Raw genomic sequence first — 21285 nt, forward strand, 5'->3', positions numbered from 1 at the left:
CCACCACCCTGCACCGCGGCGCGGCGGTGTGCCACGTGGAGTTGCTCCAGGCGACACGGGCCTTCAGCGGCCGGCTTTTCGGCTCACTTCCGACTCGAACAGGTTCGCGGCGATCGAGAGTCCTCCCGACACCGTGGAGTCGGGCCGGAGAACGAACGTCCGCGTCGCGGACGGCCTGCCGGTGATGGAGAACCTCAGCGGTGAGGACATGCCGCCCGATTCCACGCTTTCGACCTCGCGGAACGCCTTGAGGACGCCCTCGCGCGAGAAGTCCTTGTGGTCGCAGGCCCGCTGCAGCACCGAGCCGAAGCTCAACCCGACCAGGTAGCCGTAGTTGACCGCCATGGACGGAACCCCCTGCGGATAAGTCGACCGGTACGCCGCCGCGACCTGGCGCGGGCCGGCGATCGCGGAATCGAAGGGGGCGACGGACGACAGCACGAAGACCTGACGCTCCATGACGGTCGCGAGTTGTCCCTGCAACAGCTCAGGAGCGAAGCCGGGATTGTTGATGATGATCGGAACGGTGAGCCCGAGTTGCGCGGCAGCGGCGACGGCACTCGCTGTCTGCCGCGGGTTGGTGCTCAGGACGACCGCCTTCACGCCGGCTTGTTTGAGAGCCGCCATTCCCGGCGACATGTCCGGGTCAGCGTTCTTGAGCGACGCCTTGGTGAGGTTGAGGCCGAGTTGTGCGACAGCGAAAGAACTACCGGAGAGGGCGTCGTCACCGTATTCGGCCTCGTCGCTGATGTGCAGGTGGCCCACCGTGTCGCCACGACTGAGCAGGCCCTCTCGCATCAGGTGTTCGATGCCGTTCATGACATCGACCTTGTAGGTCGCCCCCACCACCATCATGTACGGGTTGTCGAGCAGGGCGCTTTTCCACGAGGTCGGCGCCATCAGGATCTGCTGGTGGAGCATGTCGTCCTCGATCGACTCGGCGATCTGCGCTCCGACGAGCTGGACGAAGCCGAGCACCTCGGGCTCCAGGGACAGGTACTCCTTTTTCCCCTTTTCGGTGTCGAACGCGTGATCGCGCACGATCAGTTCGACTTTCCTGCCGCAGATGCCGCCTTCGGCGTTCACCTTGTCGACGAAGAGCTGATTGCCCTCGGTGACGTTCTTGCCGCCCGAGGCGAAGGGCCCGGAGAGATCGCTCAGCACACCCAGGAAGATCTTGTCCTGCGTTACTCCAGGGCCGCCGCGAAAGCTGCCGTTCGAGTTCGCGGAATCACCGCTCTCTTCGCCACAGGCCGCCAGAAGAACCGCAGCCATGACCAAAGGAAGTAACCCACGGGGATTCGCGGACAAGAATTCACTCTCCCGGAGAACGACACACCAGCTTGAGTCGGCAAGCCAGCGAGTCTACCGTTGCCGCCACCTGGTCAACAGCGGTGCGAACACACCTCACAGGACTCTGCAAACGTTTTATTGGCGGCTTTCTACTGTCAACTTTCATGTACGGGTGACGCCACTCACGTCGAACGGGTTGGCACACTGGTGCTTCGCCACAGTTTTGACAGTATTGATGACTGAAGTTTCGAACCTGTTGCCCAGCCCACAGGTCGCGTTAGCTTCTCGGTGTTCCCCAGTTCATTCCCTGCAGGAGGAACTCATGGCACTCCGGCGTCGTGTCGCCATTGCGGCGGCATTCGGCATCGCTTCCACAGCGGTGCTGACGCCCACCGCGACAGCCGAGGAGGCGGTGCGACCTGGTGCGGGCGCGCAGGCGGTCGAGGGCAGCTACATCGTGGTGCTGAAGGACGGCGCGCGCACCTCTGCCAGCGCGTTGGCGTCCCGCTATCAGGGCTCTGTGAAGCACACGTACAGCACCGCGCTGCGCGGGTTTTCCGTCACCGGGATGTCCGAACGACAGGCGCGGCGGCTCGCGGCCGACGCGGACGTCGACTTCGTCGAGCGCAACACGTTCGCCACGATCCAGGAGACCCAGTCGAACCCGGCCTGGCACCTCGACCGGATCGACCAGGCGGACCTGCCGCTCGACCAGAAGTTCACCTACCCGAACACGGCCTCCAACGTCACCGCGTACGTTTTCGACACCGGAATCCGAAAAACGCACACCGAATTCGAGAATCGCGCAGTCGACGGTTACGACTTCATCGACAACGACCCCGTCGCGGAGGACTGCGAGGGTCACGGCACGCACGTCGCCGGCACGGTCGCGGGCAAGACCTACGGTGTCGCGAAGAAGGCGCAGGTCGTCGGTGTGCGCGTGCTCGACTGCTTCGGCAGCGGGCCGTGGGACGGCATCATCCGCGCGATCGACTGGGTGACGCAGAACGGCAAGAAACCCGCCGTGGTGAACATGAGCCTGGGCGGCACCGGGACGAACGCCGCCTTGGAGAACGCCGTACGGCGCTCGATCAATGCGGGCTTCACGTACGTGCTGTCTGGCGGCAACAGCGGTGTGGACGCCTGCGGCGAAACGCCGGGCCGCACGCCCGAGGCGATCACGGTCGGCGCGTCGGACCAGACCGACACGCGCTCGGTCTGGATCGGCGGCACGTCGAACTTCGGTCCGTGCCTGGACATCTGGGCACCGGGCAGCGACATCGTCTCGGCCTCGTACCGCAGCGACATGGGAACGCGGTCGACCGGCGGCACGTCGATGGCGGCTCCGCACGTCGCGGGTGCGGCAGCGCTCTACCTGAGCGCCAACCCGGACGCGACGCCCGCCCAGGTCCGCGAGGCACTCGTCGGCGCGGCCACACCGAACAAGCTGAGCGACATCAAAGCCGGTTCACCGAACCTGCTGCTGAAGGTCTAGCAACCACGCCGGAACCGGCTCCCTGCACCGGTGACGGCCGTCCTGCCCCTGATGCCCAGGCCGATTGCGGCTCGGCCGACGGCGTCGATCAACTGGGGCGCGAAGCGGTGGGGGTGGGTCCTAATCCCACTCCCACCGCACTCCACAGATTCCGGGCTTCGAGTTCCGCACGTGGATGTGCGTGGACGCGGTCGTCCCGATCCACAGGTCGTTCAGCGCGGTTTCGGGTTCCTGCAACGAAGGCCTGGCGAACTCGTAGCACCGAGCGGGCACGGCGTCCGGGTGGAAGTCGATCTGCAGCACGTAGTCGCCTACCGGCCGCAGGAACCGCCGGTCGGACACCTCGCTGTCCGCGCCGGGTCTCATCCGGACCGTGTAGTCGACCAGGGCGGTCTCCCCTGCTCTGAGCATCCGGTCGAAGAGGATTTCCGCGACGAGGAACCCGGTGGCGTCGTCGCTGCGCACCCGCCCGAGCCGGCACGGCGCACCGGCCTCGATCGAGGGCACGCCGAGGTCCGTCTCATCGGCGAGCTGGATGGCCAGGAACCTGTCGACCCCGTCCTCCAGCGCCTGCACGATGCCGGTGCAGTGCATCGACACCTCGCGCCGATCAGGGCCGATCACCTGCCGGTCCCGCACGCTGAGGTAGGTCGACGCCATCGGCTGCAGCCTGTCGATCCGCGCCATGACCTCACCGAGGTCGGTGGCGCGCGAGTCCCACATGTCCTCGAGCGACATCGCCTGCCCGACCCACCGCCCGCGCGGCCGCTTGTCGCCGAGCCGGTCGGTGAGGAAGCCCTCACCGAGGTTGAGCAGGTCCTCCAGCGCCGTGACGACCTTCAGCGACTCCGGACGCTCCGGCCTGCTGCGGCCGCGTCGCCAGTAGCTCAGCGTCGAAAGGCTCACCTGCATGCCGCGGGCCGCGAGGTGGTGCTGGATGCGTTCGAGGCTGAGGCCGCTGCTGTCGACGGCTTTCGTCAGGGCCTCCGCGAAGTCCGCCACGCCAGCACCGTACGGCGGCGGCACCCTCCGCCAGTAGGCCCACACGGAGGGTCATGAGACAGCGGTCTCAGATGACTCGTTCGCCCCGTTGCCACACCGAATGCGTCAACGGGACGCCCGGACGGTAAGCCAGATGCGTGATCGACGGCGCGTCCAGCACGTGGAGATCCGCCCGTGCACCAGGCCTGATCACGCCGACGTCGTCCCTGCGCAACGCCCGCGCGCCACCCGCCGTCGCCGACCACACCGCTTCCTCGACGGTCATCCGCATCTGCAGGACCGCTGTCGTCACGCAGAACGCCATTGACGAGGTGTAGGAGGAGCCGGGGTTGCAGTTGCTGGCCAGCGCGACCGCGGCACCGGCGTCCAGGAGGGCGCGGGCGGGCGGCAGCGACTGACGGGTCGACAGGTCGCACGCGGGGAGCAGCGTGGCGACCGTGTCCGACGACGCGAGCGCGTCGACGTCCTCCTGCGACAGGTAGGTGCAGTGGTCGACCGAGGCGGCGCCGAGTTCCACCGCGAGCCGCACGCCGGGACCCTCGCCGAGCTGGTTGCCGTGCACGCGCAGGCCCAGCCCCTTCTCCCGCGCGGCCACGAGCACGGCCTTCGACTGGTCGTAGTCGAACGCGCCCTTCTCGCAGAACACGTCGGCCCAGCGCACGAGGGGCGCGACGGCGTCGAGCATCTCGCCGCGGACCAGGTCGACGTAGGTGTCGGCGTCTTCGCCGGGCGGGACGAGGTGGGCGCCGAGGAACGTCACCTCGTCGGCGTGCTCGGCGGCGATGCGGGCGCTTCGCACCTCGTCCGGGACGTTCAGGCCGTAGCCGGTCTTGGTCTCCACGAACGTCGTGCCCTGCTTCAGGGCCTCGGCGACGTGCTTGCGGACGACCTCCGCCAGTTCGGCGTCGGTGGCCTGCCGGGTCGCGTTCACCGTCACGGCGATCCCGCCCGCGGTGTAGGGCTTGCCGGCCATGCGCGCACCGAACTCGGCGGTGCGATCGCCCGCGAACACCAGGTGCGTGTGGCTGTCGACCCAGCCGGGCAGCACGGCGCGCCCCTCGACGTCGACGCGCTCGTCCGCTGCCGGGGCGCTTCCCGAGTGCCCGACCCAGGCGATCTCCGAGCCGTCGATGATCAGCGCGTCGCCGGCGGCCTCGCTGTTCGTGGTCAGCTCACCGATGCCGGTGATCAGCACGCTCATGCCCACAGCTCCTCGATCGCGTCCGTCAGCAGCCTGCCGACGTCTCCCAAAGTCTCGTGCACGCCACCGCTCGCGACCACCCGGCCGCCGACCACCACGGTGTCCACATCGGACGCCGTGGCCGACAGCAACACCTGCTGCGGCAACGAACCCGCGGTGCGCGGAGTCGAGCAGCTGATCGCCACGAGGTCGCACGGCGCGCCGACCTCGATGCGTCCACCGTCCCAGCCGAGCGCGGAGTGACGAGTGGCGGTTTCGAGCAGTTCGGCCGGCGAGAACCGTCCGCGCCGGCCGGTGCGGAGGCGTTCGTTGTGCTCCAACGCGCGGGTTTCCAGCAGCGGGTCGATCACCGCGTGCTGGTCGCTGCCCAGCGACAACGGGCTGCCCGCGTCGGCCAGCTCGCGAGCCGGGCCGATGCCGTCGGCCAGGTCGGCCTCGGTGGTCGGGCAGAAGCACGCGCCGGTCCCCGTGTCGCCGAGGGTTGCGATGTCCTCGGGCGTCAGGTGCGTGGCGTGCACGGCCGTCGTGCGTGGTGACAGCGCGCCGGCTTCTTGGAGAAGCCCGGTCGGGGTGAGGCCGTACGCCGCGAGGCACGCCTCGTTCTCCGCCGGTTGTTCGGAGAGGTGGACGTGCAGCGGCGCGTCTGGAAATGCTTGCGCCACCACGGGAAGCTCGGCTCGCGGGACCGCGCGGACCGAGTGGATCGCGGCGCCGACCTTCATCACGTCGTCGGACTTGAGCTCGGCGACTCTGGACGCCCAAGCCTCGGCGGTGCCGTCGGAGAAGCGTTGCTGGACCTCGTTGAGCGGTTGGTCGATGCCGCCCGCGAGGTAGCAGGTGTCGAGCAGGGTGAGGCGGATGCCCGCGTCACTCGCGGCTTCTCTGAGGGCATACCCGAACTCGTTCGACCGGTCGTGCACGTAGTGGAACTCGCCCACGGACGAGACCCCGGCGAGCGCCATCTCGCCGTAGACCGCGCGGGCGAGTCGGTAGTACGACTGCGGGGTCAGTTTGGAGGCCAGCGCGTACATGCCTTCGCGCCACGTCCAGAACGTGCCGCCACCGTCGTGCGTGCGGCCTCGCAGCGCGCGGTGGAACGCGTGCGAGTGGGCGTTCGCGAAGCCCGGCACGACAACGCCGTACAGCCTGCGCACACCCAGCGGAATGGTGTCCACTGTGGACACGCTGGCGATCACGCCGTTCTCGACCCTGATCAGCACGCGTTCGGCGAGCCCGCCGGGCAACCAGGCTCGCTCACACCAGAAGTTCATGAGCCGAGGTGTTCGATCGTCGCGGCCAGCGCCCGCACGCCCTCGTCGACGTCGGCCTGTTCGGCGAACTCCTCCGGCGCGTGGCTCACGCCGGTGGGGTTGCGCACGAACAACATCGCGGTCGGCACGTGCTCAGCGAGGATGCCCGCGTCGTGGCCCGCGCCGGTCGGCAACGCCGGAACGCCGCCGAGCGCTCCCGCGATGTCGTCGCGGAGCTTCGGGTCGAAGTGCACGGTGTCGCCGTACGACTCCTCGGTGATGGTCACCTCGCAACCCTCCTCCTTGGCGGCCTGGTGCGCCGCTTCGGAGATTTCCGCGACCATCGCACGGGTGCGCGCGTCGTCGCTGTCCCGCGCGTCCAGCCACACGTCCACAGTGGACGCAATGACGTTCGTGCCACCGGGGTTGGGGACGAGCCGTCCCACGGTGGCACGCCCGCCGTCGCGAGCCGCCCGTCGAGCGGCCAGGACCAGTTGGGACGCCGGCAGCATCGGATCGCGGCGGTCCTCGATCAGCGTCGCGCCGGCGTGGTTGCCCTCGCCGGAGAACGTGAAGCGCCACCGGCCGTGCGCGAGAATGCTGCTCGCCACGCCCACCGGCACCGTCAGGCCGCGCCCCTGTTCGACGTGCAGCTCGACGAACTGGCCGATGCGCTTCAGGGCGCGCTCGTCCTTGCCGACCAGATCAGGGTTGTAGCCGGCGGCCTTCATGGCCTCGGCCAGCGTGATGCCGTCCGGGTCCTTGAGGTTCAACGCCTTCTCCGGGGAGATGGCGCCGGTCAGCAGCCGGGAGCCGAGGCACGCGACGCCGAACCGACCGCCTTCCTCTTCGGCGAAGACCGTGATGGCGAACGGCCTGCCCGGCTTGAACCCCTTGGCCTGCAACAGATCGACGGCCTGCAGCGAGCTGGTCACGCCGAGCGGGCCGTCGAACGCGCCGCCGCCGGGCACCGAGTCCAGGTGGCTGCCGGTGATGAGCGCGTTGTCGCCGCGCTCGCCCCACCACGCCCAGAGGTTGCCGTTCTGGTCGGTCTCGACGTTGAGGCCGCGCTTGACGGCCTGTTCGACGAACCAGTGGCGGAGCTCGAGTTCCGGCTTGGTGTAGCCGTGGCGCGAGTAGCCGCCGCGCTTGAGGTCCCGGCCGACATCGGTGATCTGGTCGAGCATCAGCCCTCCATCGGAATGCGAACGCCCTTGTCCGCGGCCACCGTCTTCGCCTCGTCGTACCCGGCGTCCACGTGCCGGATGACGCCCATCCCGGGGTCGTTGGTCAGCACGCGCTCGATCTTCTGCGCCGCCAGCGCAGTGCCGTCCGCGACCGTCACCTGACCGGCGTGGATCGACCGTCCGATGCCCACCCCACCACCGTGGTGGATCGACACCCACGTGGCACCCGAGGCCGTGTTGACCAGGGCGTTGAGCAACGGCCAGTCCGCGATCGCGTCGGAACCGTCGGCCATCGCCTCGGTCTCGCGGTACGGGGAGGCCACCGAGCCGCAGTCGAGGTGGTCGCGGCCGATGACGATCGGCGCGGACAGCTCGCCGGACGCCACCATCTCGTTGAACTTCAGGCCGGCCAGGTGCCGTTCGCCGTAGCCGAGCCAGCAGATGCGGGCGGGCAGGCCCTGGAACTCGACGCGTTCACCGGCCATCTTGATCCAGCGGGCGAGCTGCTCGTTCTCGGGGAAGAGCTCCAGGATGGCGGCATCGGTCTTGGCGATGTCCGCCGGGTCGCCCGACAGCGCGGCCCAGCGGAACGGGCCCTTGCCCTCGCAGAACAGCGGCCGGATGTACGCGGGCACGAAGCCGGGGAACGCGAACGCGCGGTCGTAGCCGCCGAGCTGCGCCTCGCCGCGGATCGAGTTGCCGTAGTCGAACACCTCGGCGCCGCGATCCATGAAGCCGACCATCGCCTCGACGTGCGTGGCCATCGAAGCCCGCGCCCGGTCGGTGAACTCCTCCGGCTTCGCGGCGGCGTAGTCCTGCCAGTCCTCCAAAGCCACACCGACAGGCAGGTACGCCAACGGGTCGTGCGCCGACGTCTGGTCCGTCACGATGTCGACGGCGACCTCGCGGCGCAGCAGTTCGGGCAGGATCTCCGCCGCGTTGCCCACCACACCAACGGAAACGGCCTCACCGGCAGCCTTCGCGGCCAGCACACGCTCAACAGCGGAGTCCAGATCCGCGGCGATCTCGTCGAGGTAGCGGGTCTCCAGACGGCGCTGGGCGCGGTGCGGGTCGACCTCGATGCACAGCGCGACGCCCTCGTTCATCGTCACGGCGAGAGGCTGCGCACCGCCCATGCCGCCCAGACCGGCGGTCACGGTCAGAGTGCCCTTCAACGAACCGCCGAAGCGCTTGGTGGCGACGGCGGCGAACGTCTCGAAGGTGCCCTGCAGGATGCCCTGGGTGCCGATGTAGATCCACGAACCGGCGGTCATCTGCCCGTACATCGTGAGGCCCTCGGCCTCCAGGCGGCGGAACTCCGGCCAGTTCGCCCAGTCCGGCACCAGGTTCGAGTTCGCGATGAGCACGCGCGGCGCCCACTCGTGCGTGCGCATGACGCCGACGGGGCGTCCGGACTGCACGAGCAGCGTCTCGTCGGCTTCGAGGTTCTTGAGCTCACGGGAGATCGCGTCGAACGACGGCCAGTCACGCGCGGCTTTGCCGGTGCCGCCGTAGACGACGAGGTCCTCGGGGCGCTCGGCCACGTCCGGGTCGAGGTTGTTGTGGAACATCCGCAGGGCGGCCTCGGTGGACCAGTTCTTCGCGGTCAGCGAGGTACCTCGGTCAGCACGAACAACCATTACAGGGCTCCACTTCGAATCAGGGCCTCGGCGGCAGCGATCTCGGGCGCGAGGTGGCGGTCAGGACCGGGGCCCTGGACCGTCTCGCGCAACTTCGCCACGGCGGCGGCCGTCGCGGGGGCGGGCTTGAGGGGCGCGCGCAGATCCAGCGCACGCGCGGCGGTGAGCAGTTCAATGGCGAGGACAGTGGTGAGGCCGTCCACGGCCTTGCGCAGCTTGCGGGCGGCGGACCAGCCCATCGACACGTGGTCCTCCTGCATCGCGGAGGACGGGATCGAGTCGACGGACGCCGGCACGGCCAGGCGCTTGAGCTCGGACACGATCGCGGCCTGCGTGTACTGGGCGATCATGTGACCGGAGTCGACGCCAGGGTCGTCGGCGAGGAACGGCGGCAGGCCGTGCGACCGCGACACGTCGAGCATGCGGTCGGTGCGGCGTTCGGCGATGGACGCGACGTCCGCGAGCGGGATCGCGAGGAAGTCCAGCGCGTAGGCGACCGGTGCGCCGTGGAAGTTGCCGTTGGACTCGACCCGGCCGTCCGCCAGCACCACCGGGTTGTCGATCACCGACGACAGTTCGCGGTCGGCCACCGTCGCCGCGTAGGCCACCGTGTCGCGCGCCGCGCCGTGCACCTGCGGGGAGCAGCGCAGCGAGTACGCGTCCTGCACGCGGGTGCAGTCGGGGCCGCGGTGCGAGGCGACGATCTCGGAGTCGCGCAGGAACGCGAGCATCCGGGCGGCACTCAGGTTCTGGCCGGGATGCGGGCGCAGTGCGTGCAGTTCCGGGGAGAAAACGCGGTCGGTGCCGAGCAGCGCCTCGACGCTCATCGCGGCGGTGAGGTCGGCGATGTCGAGCAACCGGGTCAGGTCCGCGATCGCCAGCGACAGCATGCCGAGCATGCCGTCGGTGCCGTTGATCAGCGCGAGGCCTTCCTTCTCGGCCAGCTGCACCGGTTCGATGCCCGCCGCCCTGAGCGCCTCGGCCGCGGGGACGAGCTCGTTCGCCGCGTTGCGGACCATGCCCTCGCCCATCAGCGCCAGCGCGTTGGCCGAGAGCGGCGCCAGGTCGCCGGAGCAGCCCAGCGAGCCGAACTCGTGCACCACCGGGGTGATGCCGGCGTTCAGCATGCCCGCCATCGCGTCCACAGTGGACAGTCGGACGCCGGTGTGGCCGGTGGAGAGGGTGCGCAGCCGCAGCAGCATCAGCGCCCGGACGACCTCGCGCTCGACCTCGGGCCCCGAACCGGCGGCGTGCGAGCGGATCAACGACCGCTGCAGCTGGGCCCGGCGGTCCGGCGGGATGTGCCGGACGGCGAGCGCGCCGAACCCGGTCGACACGCCGTAGGTGGGGCGTTCGGCCGTGGCGAGCTGTTCGATGTGGCCGCGGGCGGTGGTGACCGCCTCGCGGGCCGCCGCGGTGATCGTCACCGGGGCACCGTCGCGAGCGACGGCGTGCACGTCCTCGAGGGTCAGAGGCTTCGGACCCAGCTCCACCGGTTGTGTCATGCAGACATCACAGCGCTCCGGGGCCGACTCAGCGACCCCGGAGCGCTCGATGGTGTCTGGTATCCCAGACGGGGCTACACGCCTCGGCCGATCCACACCGTGTCGGGCTGGGGCACGATCTGGAGCTGGACGCGGCCGGCGGCGGCCACGAGGGCGTCACGCTCCCCTTGAGCACCGTTGACGGTGATCCAGAACCCGCTGCTGTCCCGCACGGTGACCGTGCCGTCGTCGATCAGCGAGCCCTTCTGCCCGCGCAAGGTCACGAGCGCGCCGTCGGTCTTCGCCGGGGCGCTCGTCGACACCGTCACCCCGTACTTCTCGCCGGCCCAGCGGGCGGTCCAGTCGTAGGGCGAGTCGCCCCAGACCTCGGAGGCCGGTGCGCCGTCGAGCCAGAACGGCGGCAGGAAGGTGACCTTCGCGTCCATCCGCACGGAGTCGGCCACGCGGAGCGCGATCGACTTGGGGTCGGCCACCCCGCGCACGGTCACGTTGAGCACGTCCTGCGCCTTCCAGAAGAGCTCGGCCACGGAGCCGTGCACGACGACCCAGGCCGGCAGCTGTCGGACGCTGACCTGCTCGAACTTGTCGCGGTCCGCCGGCAGGTCCTTGATGGTCTGCACCGTGATGCGCGGCTGCTCGGCCTTCTCCAGCGGGTTGCCCTTGCTGCCCGCCGGCACCCAGTCGCGGCTGACCTGGTCTCCGGACGCCGCGCGGTGCGTCTCGACGAACCCGTCCGGCAGCCAGTGCGGCGCGTACTTGAGCGGGATGGGCTGCCCGGCCGACTTGTGCGGCATGAGCGCGGCGGCCGCGTCGTTGTGGCTGGGCGGCGTGTACTTGTCGCTCGCGACGAGGCCCGTGAAGATCAGGACGGCGACGGCGGCCATGCCGGCGGTGGCGATCAGGAAGATGTTGTTCCGGTGCTGCTTCCGCTTGCGCCGCAGGGCGTTGAGCGTCGGGCCCGGATGCGGGGTACGTTCGGCGAGCTTGCCGAGCGCATCCTTGACGAGCTGTTCGGTGTCGTTCACGACAGGCCCTCCCCGAGCCGCAACCCGACACCAGCGGGCTCCGGCGTGTGGTCCATCCGGAGTGTGGCCAGCGCACGTGAGATGTGGCTGCGCACGGTTCCCTCGGCACAACCGAGCATCTGTGCGATCTCCGAGTCCTCGTAGTTCTCGTAGTAGCGGAGCACGACCGCGGCCCGCTGTTTGCGGGGCAGCTTGGCGATCCGCTGCAACATGGCTTCGCGCTCGTCGTAGTGGTGCGTCGTGTCTCCGACGGGCGGTGTGACGGACTCCAGCGTCGTCATGCAGAGGGCGACGTCCTTGGCGGCCCTGCGTCTGCGCCACGAGAGGTACTCGTTGGTCACCATGCGCTTGACGTAGGCGTGAGGGAGGTCGACGGAACCGATGCGATCCCACTTCTGCTGCGCGCGCAGCAGCACTTCCTGGACCACGTCCTGGGCCAGGTGCGGGTCACACGTGAGCACGGTGGCATAGCGCAGCAACGGGGTCACCTGTTCTGCCACGAAGTCATCGAAACTCGGTGTCAATCCCGACCCCCTTCAAAACCGTCACGTCACCTACAACGCACGTGCCGCCTGTTCTGTTGAGTGTGCACTGATGGCGGAACGGCGTGGGCTGGATCACGTGGGAAAATCACTGTTGTGGGCAGCAGCAGTGACGTTCCCGCGCTGCGGCGAGGTCTCTCGGTCCTTCGGCTGCTGGCGGGCAGACCAGGTCCGGTCTCCGCGGCGTCGGTGGCGCGCGAGCTTAATCTGCCCAGGTCAACGACCTATCACCTGCTGTCGGAACTCACCGAGGCGGGCTTCGCGACCCACTTCCCCGAGGAGAAGCGCTACGGCCTGGGCGTCGCCGCGTTCGAGCTCGGGTCCGCCTATCTGCGGCACGACCCGCTGGAACGCCTCGCCCGCCCGTTGCTGCGACGGCTCGCCGACCGGATGGAGAAGGTCGCGCACCTGGGCGTCCTGCACGGCGCGGAGGCCCTGTACCTGGTGCGCGAGCAGCCCCGGCAGCCCCAGGCGATCGTGTCCGACGTCGGCGTCCGCCTGCCCGCGCACCTGACGGCCTCGGGCCGCGCGATGCTGGCGCACGTGCCTCCCGCGCAGGTCAGGGCACTGTTCCCGTCCGTGGCGTCGTTCGTCGACCGGACCGGCCGGGGCCCGCACAACCTGCCGGCGCTGCGCCGGTCGCTGACCGCGGAACGCCGGCAGGGCTGGGCGGTCGAGGACGGGTTCGTGACCGCGGGGTTCGCGTCGGTGGCGGCGCCGGTGTTCGACCACGGGGAACGCCCGATCGCGGCCATCACGCTGACGTTCCGGCACCTGTGCGACACGCCCTGCGGCCAGACCTGGCCCGACTTGGCCAAGGAGGTCCGCAAGGCCGCCGACGAGCTGACGGTCCGGATCGGCGGTCACGCGGCTTCAAGTTAGTAGCTATGTACATAGTAGCCATGTACTGTATCTGCCATGAGCAGTGCAGAACCGACGCCTGGGCACCTCGTGTGGCGTTTGGCGATGAAGTGGCGGACGGCCGTTGACCGCGCGTTGGATCCCCTCGAACTGACGCACGCGCAGTACGTCGTGCTGTCGTCACTTCTGGCGTTGGACCGTCCCTCGCAGCGCGAACTGGCCGACCACACGGGCCTCGAACCGCTGTACGTCTCGAAGCTGGCGCGCTCGTTGGAGGCGTCCGGGTTCATCTCGCGCGCACGGGATGCCGTCGACACACGGACCGTGCGGCTTGCACTGACCCCGCACGGCCGTTCGACCGTCGAGCCCGCCGTCGCGTTGGTCCGGTCGCTGCTGGACCGGCTGTTGGAGCCCCTCGGCGAGCGCACCGCCGCCTTCTCTCGCGAGTTGACTGCTCTGCTCGCCGTTCGCCTCGACTAAGGACGTTCCGTCATGCCCGTTGTTCCTGTCCTCGACTCGACCATGCACTACGCCTCGGCCGGCTCCTCGCCGTTCGTGTTCCTGCACGGCAACCCCGGCTCATCTCACTCCTGGCGCAACGTGCTGCCCGAGTTAGGCGGCCTGGCGCCGGACCTGATCGGCATGGGCCGCTCGGGCAAGCCCGACATCGCCTACTCGTTCGCGGACCACGCCCGGTACCTCGACGCGTGGTTCGACGCCCTCGGCCTGGACCGCGTGGTGCTGGTCGGCCACGACTGGGGCGGCGCGCTGGCGTTCGACTGGGCCGCCCGGCATCCGTCGCGCGTGGCCGGTGTCGCCTTCTTCGAGACGATCGTGAAGCCGATGACCGGTTCCGAACTTCCGTTGCCCGCGAAGGAACGACTGCGCAGGTTCCGCGCTGCTGAGGCGCTGGAAGACGACGGGTTCGTGCGACAGGCGTACACCGGCGGCGTGCTCACGCCCGTGCCGGACGAGGACATGGCCGGGTACCTGGCGCCGTTCCCCGATGCTTCGAGTCGACGGCCGGTGCTCGCGTGGGCACGGCAGATGCCGTTCGACGGCGAGCCTGCCGCGCTCATCCCGCGCATCGAGGCCTACGACGCGTGGTTGAGCGAGTCGCAGGTGCCGAAGCTGCTGCTCACGTTCACGGGTTCGCCGACGTTGCTGATCGGACCGCAGTTGCACGCGTGGTGCCAGGAGAACATCGCCGCGCTGGACGTGGTTTCCGTTGGTGAGGCCGGGCATCACGCGCAGGAGGACCGGCCGAAGGAGATCGCCGCCGAGATCGCCGCTTGGGCGGAGCGCCACAGCCTGGTTGCATAGCGTGCATGGGGGTTACCGTCGAGAAGTTCGATCCAGCGCACGCGCCCGAAGCCGATCTCCGCGCCTTTCACGAGGTGACGATCGCCAGGTATGCCGACGATCGACCCAAATGGACCGCGCCGACCTACGAGGAAATCCTGTTCCGGCTGAGGACGCCGTTCCAGGGGTTCGGGCCGTCACACCGGTGGTCGGCCCGCCACGACGGTGACCTCGTCGGGGTCGCCGAGCTGCTCTTCGCGGACTGGGAACACGCGGCGTTGCTGGAGATCGTGGTGCACCCGCGAGCCCGGCGCCGCGGAGTCGGCACAGCGGTCCTGCGCGCCTTGCTGCCTGAGGTCGAGGCCCGCGGCCGTACTCAGCTCGAAGGCTGGCAGATCACCAAGGACAGCGACGGCGCCCGGTGGGCCGCGAACCGCGGATTCCGGACGGTCAACACCAACATCCTCCAGAGCCTGACGTTCGCCGAGGTGGACAGCGCGCTCTGGGACGTCCCGGTGCCACCCGGCTACCGGCTCGTGCAGTGGACCAACCGCGCGCCCGACGATCTGCTCTCCTCCTATTCCGCCGCACGCAATGCGATCCACGACGCACCTGTGGGCGAGACGAACGTGCCATTGCCTCAATGGACGCCCGAACGGACGCGCGAAGCGGAGCAGGACTACCTCGACCGCGGCGCCGAGCAACGGGTCGTCGTCGCGGTGCACGAGGCCAGCGGTGCCGTGGGCGGCCTGACCGAACTCGAACTGCACAGCGAACGCCCAAGCCGCGCGTTCCAGCAGGACACCGCCGTGACGCCGGCACATCGCGGCCGCGGCCTCGGCCGGTGCATGAAGGCGCACATGATCCGCTGGACGCTGTCCGAGCGGCCGGCGCTCACCGAGGTCGCCACCGGCACCGCCGCCGCGAACGTGCACATGGCACGGGTCAACCATTCGCTCGGCTACGTCACGATCAGCGACATGATCGCCGTCAGCGCGCCGATCGCGGAGGTGCGGGCGTGATCGAGGAACTGGACTTCGCGCAGGCATCCGAGGACGACCGGCGCGGTCTGCACGAGGTGGTGGCGGCCTGGGCCGTCGAGAGCTCGCCCGGCAGGGAGAAGCCGCCCTACGCGGCCAGTGTCGCCAGGTGGGAGAAGCGCGACGAACTCGGCTTCGAACCGCCGCGCTTCGTCGTCGCCCGAGACGGCGGGAAGATCACCGGATACGCCCAGGTACAGGTCTCGGAGGCCGAGGCGAACGCACACCTCGCCATCGTCACCGTGGTGGTGCTGCCCGAACACCGCCGCCGTGGCATCGGTACCGCCTTGCTGCACGCCGTGCCGTCGTTGCTGAACGGCCAGACCGTCATCGAGTCGTGGAGTGTGGTCAAGGGCAGTGCCAGTGAGCCGTTCGCCGCAGCCCGCGGCTTCCGGGTCATCACCTCCATGACGAGGCAACGACTGGACGTCGGCGAGCCGCCGGAGGCAGGCGAGCTGCCACCCGGATACGAGCTGGTCAACTGGTTCGGTGCGGCGCCAGAGGAGTTCGTGGAGGCGTACGTCCAAGGCCTCAACGCGATCGCGGACGCACCGTTCGGCGAGACCTCACTCGACCACGCGCACAACACGGTCGAGAGCATCCGTCAGGGCGAGGCCGTCTCGGACCGGTGGGTGGTTCTCCTGCTGCACAAGGGCGAGGTCGCCGGAGTGACGGTGGTGGAGCGGAACTCCGCCGTCCCCACCGTGGCCGAGCAACTGCACACGGTCGTGCTTCCCGCACATCGCGGCAAAGGACTGGGCCGACTGATCAAGGCCCGCATGCTGCACGACCTGACGGGTGTCGAACGCGTCTTCACTCGCACCAGCAGCGACAACGAACACATGCTCCGCGTGAACCGCTCGCTGGGCTACATCGATCTCTACACGTACATGGCCGTACAAGCGAAAACCGCCGACCTGCAGCCGTGAGGCAGCGGGCCGGCGGTTCTCAGCGAGCGATCAGAGGCCCGCGGAGGCGAGCCACTCCTTGGCGACCTTCTCCGGCTCCGGCTTGTCCGGCGCCGAGAGCTTCTGGTTCAGGTCCAGCAAGGTCTTCGTGTCGAGCTTCTTCGAGATGGCGTTGAGGGTGTCGCGAACCTGCTGCGACGCCTTCTTCTCGTTGACGAGCGGCAACACGTTCTGTGCGGCGAAGACGTTCTTCGGGTCTTCCAGCACCACGAACTCGTTGGCCTTGATGGCGGCGTCGGTCGTGAACAGGTCGGCCGCCTGCACCGTGTTGTCCTTGAGACCCGCGACGGTCAGCGGGCCGCCGACGTCGAGCGACTTGAACTGCTTGAACTCGCAGGCGTACTTGGCCTTGAGGCCGGGCAGGCCGTCGGGGCGGTTCTGGAACTCCGGCGGCCCGCCGAAGACCAGGTCCTTGCAGTACGGCACGAGGTCGTCGATCGACTTGAGGCTGTACTGCGCGGCGATCTGCTTGGTGACGACGACCGCGTCCTTGTCCTCTGCGGCTGACTTGTCGAGCACGATGAGGCCCTGGGGCAGCGCCTTCTTCAGCGCCGCGTACACCTCGTCGGAGCCGACCTCGGCAGCCTCCTTGTTGACGTGCTTGAGAAGCACGCCGCTGTACTCGGGGATCAGGTCGATCGAGCCGTCCTGCACACCCTTGAAGTACAGCTCGCGGTTGCCGATGTTCAGTTTCTTGGAGATCTTGACGCCCTTGGCGGCCAACGCCTGCGCGTAGATCTCCGCCAGCACGGTCGACTCCGGGAAGTTGGCGGAGCCCACGACGATGGTGTCCGTCGGGGCCGGGTTGTTGTTGCCGCCGCCCTGCAACGGGTCGCCGCCGCACGCCGACAGAAGCATCACGGCAGCGACAGCCGTGGCGATGCGCTTCATTTCTTTCCTCCGGTTCCCACTGGACGCAGCCCTGGGGAGACCGTCAGCCGTTGCAGGCCGGCGAACCCCAGGTCGACGAGAACGGCGAGCAGTGCCACGAGCACCGCGCCGGCGAGCATCTGACCGAACTCCTGCAGGGCGAGGCCGTCGAAGACGAACCTGCCCAGACCACCGGCGCCGGTGTAGGCGGCGATGGTGGCGGTCGCGACGACTTGCAGTGCGGCGCCGCGGAACCCGCCGAAGATCAGCGGAAGCGCGTTCGGGATCTCCACGTTCAGCAGCACGCCCGACTCGCGCATGCCGACGCCTCGTGCGGCGTCGACCGTCACCGGGTCGACCGCGCGGATGCCCGCGTAGGTGCCCGCCATGATCGGCGGGATCGCCAGCAGCACCAGTGCGACGTACACCGGGAAGTCGCCGAGACCCGCCCACAGCACCACGAGGATCAGCACCGCGGTCGTCGGCAGCGCGCGCAGCACGTTCGAGAGCCCGACGATCACGAACCCGCCTTTGCCGGTGTGGCCGACGAACGCGCCGAGCGGCACCGCGATCACCGCGGCGATCACCAGGGTCAGCAGCGTGTAGCCGAGATGTTCCAGCAGCCGCACCGGAATCCCGGTCGGGCCGGACCAGTGCGCGGGGTCGAAGAGCCAGCCGCCCATTCAGCTCACCTCCCCGCCCTTGCCCACGGCGTGAGCAGTCGCCCGATCAGCAACAGCAATCCGTCCGCCAGTGCCGCGAGCACGACCGTCCCGATGAGACCCGCGAAGACCTTGGCGCTGTTGTCGGTCTGGTAGCCCTCGGTGAAGAGCTGGCCGTAACCGCCGAGCCCGACGAGCGCGCCGACGCTCACCATGCTGATGTTCGACACGGTCGCGACCCGCAGGCCCGCGATCGTGACCGGCAGCGCCAGCGGGAAGTCGACGGTGAGGAACCGGCGCAACGGCCGGTATCCCATGGCGTTCGCGGCGGCGATCACGTTGCCCGGCACCGCCGACAGCGCGTCGGCGACCGAGCGGACCATCAGCGCGACCGTGTAGATCACCAGCGGCACGATGACGTTGATCTCGTCGAGGATCTTCACGCCGATCAGCACCGGGGTGATCACGATCAGCGCGATGGACGGGATCGTGAACAGGACGTTGGCGAGCGGGAAGAGCACCGCGCGCGCCGTCTGCGACCGGCTCGCCCACCACCCGAGCGGGATGGAGAGCGCGAACCCGATCAGCACCGGCACGACGGAGAGCCGGAGGTGCACCTCGGTGACTTCCCAGAACCTGTCCCAGTTCTCGAAAATCCAGGTCACTTCGGGACCTCACCCGCCGCGCGAGCCTTCGCGAGCGCCTTGATCACGTCGTCGGCCCTCACCACGCCGGTCACCGCGCCGTTGTCGTCGACCATCACGCCGAGCGCGGACGGCGAACTGAGCGCCGCGTCCAGCGCGCCGCGCAGGCTCGTGCCGTCGTACAACGAGCCCCCGGAGACGAGGTTCTTCTCGGTGATCTCCACCTCACCGTCCACTCCGGACAGCCAGCCTTTGGGCCGGTCTTGCTCGTCGACGACGAGCGTCCAGTCCGTGACCGTGACGCGCTGGCCGAGCTTCGCCGTGGTGACGGGGTGCACGGGCACGTCCGCGTGCAGGAACGTCAGCGTGCGGTAGCCGCGGTCCCTGCCGACGAACGAGGCCACGAAGTCGTTGGCGGGCGCGCTGAGCAGCTCCGCCGGCTTCGCGTACTGCGCGAGGTGCCCACCCGTCTGGAACACCGCGACGCGCTCGCCGAGCTTCAGAGCCTCGTCGATGTCGTGCGTGACGAACACGATCGTCTTGTCGAGTTCCGCTTGCAGGCGAAGGAGTTCGTTCTGCAGGTCCTCGCGCACGACCGGGTCGACGGCGCTGAACGGTTCGTCCATCAGCAACACCGGCGGGTCGGCCGCGAGCGCACGGGCGACCCCCACGCGTTGCTGCTGTCCGCCGGAGAGCTGAGCCGGGTAGCGCTTGCCGAACGCCGGGTCGAGCCCGACGATCTCCAGCAGCTCCGCGGCACGGGTGCGCGCCTTTCGTCTGTCCCAACCGGACAGCAGCGGCACCGTCGCGACGTTGTCCAGCACGGTCCGGTGCGGGAAGAGCCCCGCCTGCTGGATCACGTAGCCGATGCCGCGCCGCAGCGTGGGCGGGTCGACCGCGAGGACGTCCTTGCCGTCCACGAGGATCGTGCCCGACGTGGGGTCGATCATGCGGTTGACCATGCGCAGCGACGTCGTCTTGCCGCAGCCGGAAGGACCCACGAACACCGTGATGGTGCCCGCCTCGACCGCGAGGTCGAGTTCGTCGACAGCGATGGTCCCGTCCTCGAACCGCTTGGTGACGGCCCGGAACTCGATCACCCTTCGGATCCCTCCGGTCGTGACGGCCTCCCCGTTTGGGCCGCCCTGGATGCAGATCTGAACGACCTTAACTCGTTCGGCGTACCCCGGCACAGCGTTCCACCCTGTGACAGGCCGTATGGTTTCCTGCTTGTGACGATCGACCAGGTACGCCAGAAGGTGGCGGAACGCGGCGTGCACGCCCGCAAGCTCCGCGAGGTGTTGTCCCTGCTCAGCGAGGACTGGCACCCGCTCGCCGAACTCGTGCGCCTGCCGGCCGTGCCCCGCCGCACGGTCCAGGACCTGCTGAAAGCCCTGGGCGACGACGTCGAATCTTCAGGCGATCGTTACCGCATCGCGCCTGGTGCGGTGGCGTCCTACCGGTCGGAGTTCGGGATTCCGGGCGTGCGCGATCACACAGACGTGCTGCGGCAGATCCTCGTGGACATCGCCGACGTGCCGCCGCCGTTGTCCTCGTTGGACCACGTGCAGGCCACCGCCGAGACCGCCCTGAACCGCGCGGTGTGGCTGGACTCCACGTACGAGCTGGCAGGCAAGCGTTTGCTGTGCCTGGGCGACCACGACCTGACCTCCCTCGCCGTGGCGGCGGTCAACCCGCACGTGTCGATCACGGTGGTGGATCTCGACGAGCGCCTGCTGGAGTTCATCGACTCGCGCGCCCAGTCGCGTGGGCTCGACATCCGGACGTTGCACTGCGACATGCGTTTCGGGCTGCCCGCTTCGGTTCTCGAATCCTTCGACCTGGTGTTCAGCGACCCGCCCTACACGCCGGAGGGCATGGGCTTGTTCGCCGGTCGCGCGGTCGAGGCGCTGGCGGACATCGCCGCGGGCCGCCTGTTGCTGGCGTACGGGTTCTCCGACCGGACGCCCGCGCTGGGGTTGAAGGTGCAGCAGGAGCTGCAGAAGCTCGGCTTGGTGTTCGAGGCGATCCTGCCCGCGTTCCACCGGTTCGACGGCGCGCAGGCCATCGGTTCCGCGGCCGATCTGTACGTCTGCCGCCCGACCGGCCGCCGCGCGGTGTCCGGTGGGACGCGGATCTACACGCACGGCGCGCAGTCCGTGGAGTCGTCCGGTCCTTCGAAGGAAGCTTTGTCCGCCTTGTCGGAACTGGCTCCCCGCCCCGAATCCTCGCCGCCGCCGAAGCCTCGGGCCGCCGGCTGGGCCGAGCCCGTCGGGAAGGGGGCTGCTTCGCTGGCCGTCGACCTGTCGGCTGATCCGGGGCCGTGGTTGCTGCGCACGCTGTTGGCTTCCTCACCGGCGCGGCTGGCTTGCTTGGTGCCGAACAACCATCCGGCGGTCTCGTCGGCCGCGGGGCAGCAGGAGCTGCAATCCCTCGTGCGGACGCGGTTCGCGTTGAAGTTCCTGCGCAACAACCCGGACAGCAAGACCACGATCGTCGTCGCCGACCAGGTGCTGGCCGGGACGCTGTCGGTCGGCGAGCGGGTGGTGCGCGAGATTCTGCTGAAGGCGCACGGGAAGCTGCGCAACGTGTGGCGGGAGGCGTTGATCGGCGGGTCGTCCGGGTTGCTGACCAAGAACCAGGCCCGGGAGATCGTCGACTCCGCCGGAATCGCCGACGAGGACCTGGAACTGCGGTTGATCGACCTGCCGAAGCACCGGATCGCGGCGGTGCTGACGGCGGCGGAGGACAGCGCCAAGTACCTGGAAGCGCCGACGCCGAGCGCCTAGCCTTGTTCG

The 21285-nt window shown here is 69.0% G+C and carries 20 protein-coding genes; 7 read left to right on the forward strand and 13 right to left on the reverse strand.

Going from position 1 to position 21285, the window contains the following annotated elements; translation table 11 throughout:
* Positions 1–63: 63 nt before the first annotated feature.
* Complete coding sequence (locus G7043_RS04880) at positions 64–1275, reverse strand: ABC transporter substrate-binding protein (RefSeq protein ID WP_166044266.1); 1212 nt, start codon at positions 1273–1275, stop codon at positions 64–66.
* A 340-nt stretch (positions 1276–1615) separates the two neighbouring features.
* Here G7043_RS04880 and G7043_RS04885 point away from each other — a divergent pair, with 340 nt between their 5' ends.
* Positions 1616–2788 (forward strand): S8 family peptidase, encoded by a 1173-nt coding sequence (locus G7043_RS04885; RefSeq protein WP_166044267.1) that lies wholly within the window; start codon positions 1616–1618, stop codon positions 2786–2788.
* A 120-nt stretch (positions 2789–2908) separates the two neighbouring features.
* Here G7043_RS04885 and G7043_RS04890 read toward each other — a convergent pair whose 3' ends face one another.
* The 8 genes from G7043_RS04890 to G7043_RS04925 form a co-directional block, all read right to left on the reverse strand.
* A complete protein-coding gene (locus G7043_RS04890; RefSeq protein ID WP_166044269.1) occupies positions 2909–3790 on the reverse strand; it encodes a hypothetical protein in 882 nt (293 codons plus the stop codon).
* A gap of 67 nt (positions 3791–3857) precedes the next feature.
* Positions 3858–4991, reverse strand: coding sequence for an imidazolonepropionase (gene hutI / locus G7043_RS04895; RefSeq protein WP_166044271.1), 1134 nt, complete (start codon positions 4989–4991; stop codon positions 3858–3860).
* Positions 4988–6262: a formimidoylglutamate deiminase gene (locus G7043_RS04900; protein WP_166044273.1), complete on the reverse strand. Its 1275-nt coding sequence runs from the start codon at positions 6260–6262 to the stop codon at positions 4988–4990. The genes hutI and G7043_RS04900 overlap by 4 nt, the downstream gene beginning before the upstream one ends.
* A complete protein-coding gene (locus tag G7043_RS04905; RefSeq protein WP_166044275.1) occupies positions 6259–7428 on the reverse strand; it encodes an allantoate amidohydrolase in 1170 nt (389 codons plus the stop codon). The genes G7043_RS04900 and G7043_RS04905 overlap by 4 nt, the downstream gene beginning before the upstream one ends.
* A complete protein-coding gene (gene hutU / locus G7043_RS04910) occupies positions 7428–9068 on the reverse strand; it encodes a urocanate hydratase (protein ID WP_166044277.1) in 1641 nt (546 codons plus the stop codon). The genes G7043_RS04905 and hutU overlap by 1 nt, the downstream gene beginning before the upstream one ends.
* The gene (gene hutH / locus G7043_RS04915; protein WP_166044278.1) at positions 9068–10573 is read right to left on the reverse strand and encodes a histidine ammonia-lyase; all 1506 of its coding nucleotides are present in this window, start codon (positions 10571–10573) and stop codon (positions 9068–9070) included. The genes hutU and hutH overlap by 1 nt, the downstream gene beginning before the upstream one ends.
* A 74-nt stretch (positions 10574–10647) precedes the next feature.
* Positions 10648–11598: a hypothetical protein gene (locus G7043_RS04920; RefSeq protein WP_166044280.1), complete on the reverse strand. Its 951-nt coding sequence runs from the start codon at positions 11596–11598 to the stop codon at positions 10648–10650.
* Positions 11595–12122 (reverse strand): SigE family RNA polymerase sigma factor, encoded by a 528-nt coding sequence (locus G7043_RS04925; protein ID WP_166044282.1) that lies wholly within the window; start codon positions 12120–12122, stop codon positions 11595–11597. The genes G7043_RS04920 and G7043_RS04925 overlap by 4 nt, the downstream gene beginning before the upstream one ends.
* A 114-nt stretch (positions 12123–12236) precedes the next feature.
* Between G7043_RS04925 and G7043_RS04930 the strand changes: the two genes are divergently transcribed.
* From G7043_RS04930 to G7043_RS04950, 5 genes are read left to right on the forward strand one after another with little or no spacing between them, the layout of a single operon-like run.
* Complete coding sequence (locus G7043_RS04930; protein ID WP_166044284.1) at positions 12237–13022, forward strand: IclR family transcriptional regulator; 786 nt, start codon at positions 12237–12239, stop codon at positions 13020–13022.
* 36 nt (positions 13023–13058) lie between these two features.
* The gene (locus tag G7043_RS04935) at positions 13059–13481 is read left to right on the forward strand and encodes a MarR family winged helix-turn-helix transcriptional regulator (RefSeq protein ID WP_166044286.1); all 423 of its coding nucleotides are present in this window, start codon (positions 13059–13061) and stop codon (positions 13479–13481) included.
* Positions 13482–13493: 12 nt separating this feature from the next.
* Entirely contained in the window at positions 13494–14324 is an 831-nt protein-coding gene (locus G7043_RS04940) for a haloalkane dehalogenase (RefSeq protein ID WP_166044289.1), read from the forward strand.
* A gap of 5 nt (positions 14325–14329) precedes the next feature.
* Entirely contained in the window at positions 14330–15325 is a 996-nt protein-coding gene (locus G7043_RS04945) for a GNAT family N-acetyltransferase (RefSeq protein WP_166044291.1), read from the forward strand.
* A complete protein-coding gene (locus G7043_RS04950; protein ID WP_166044293.1) occupies positions 15322–16272 on the forward strand; it encodes a GNAT family N-acetyltransferase in 951 nt (316 codons plus the stop codon). The genes G7043_RS04945 and G7043_RS04950 overlap by 4 nt, the downstream gene beginning before the upstream one ends.
* A gap of 30 nt (positions 16273–16302) precedes the next feature.
* Here the strand turns inward: G7043_RS04950 and G7043_RS04955 are convergent, their stop codons facing one another.
* Genes G7043_RS04955 through G7043_RS04970 form a run of 4 tightly spaced genes read right to left on the reverse strand, consistent with a single transcriptional unit; the run spans position 16303 to position 19587 of the window.
* Complete coding sequence (locus G7043_RS04955) at positions 16303–17202, reverse strand: ABC transporter substrate-binding protein (RefSeq protein WP_166044295.1); 900 nt, start codon at positions 17200–17202, stop codon at positions 16303–16305.
* Positions 17199–17864, reverse strand: a complete 666-nt coding sequence (locus tag G7043_RS04960) for an ABC transporter permease (RefSeq protein ID WP_166044297.1) — start codon at positions 17862–17864, stop codon at positions 17199–17201. Before G7043_RS04960 ends, G7043_RS04955 begins: the two co-directional genes overlap by 4 nt.
* A 5-nt stretch (positions 17865–17869) precedes the next feature.
* Positions 17870–18508, reverse strand: a complete 639-nt coding sequence (locus tag G7043_RS04965; protein WP_166044299.1) for an ABC transporter permease — start codon at positions 18506–18508, stop codon at positions 17870–17872.
* The gene (locus G7043_RS04970; protein WP_166044301.1) at positions 18505–19587 is read right to left on the reverse strand and encodes an ABC transporter ATP-binding protein; all 1083 of its coding nucleotides are present in this window, start codon (positions 19585–19587) and stop codon (positions 18505–18507) included. Before G7043_RS04970 ends, G7043_RS04965 begins: the two co-directional genes overlap by 4 nt.
* Positions 19588–19719: 132 nt before the next feature.
* Between G7043_RS04970 and G7043_RS04975 the strand changes: the two genes are divergently transcribed.
* Positions 19720–21276 (forward strand): bis-aminopropyl spermidine synthase family protein, encoded by a 1557-nt coding sequence (locus tag G7043_RS04975; RefSeq protein ID WP_313887700.1) that lies wholly within the window; start codon positions 19720–19722, stop codon positions 21274–21276.
* Positions 21277–21285: the final 9 nt, after the last annotated feature.

It is taken from the genome of Lentzea alba (genome assembly GCF_011067745.1).
GTDB classification, from domain to species: domain Bacteria; phylum Actinomycetota; class Actinomycetes; order Mycobacteriales; family Pseudonocardiaceae; genus Lentzea; species Lentzea alba.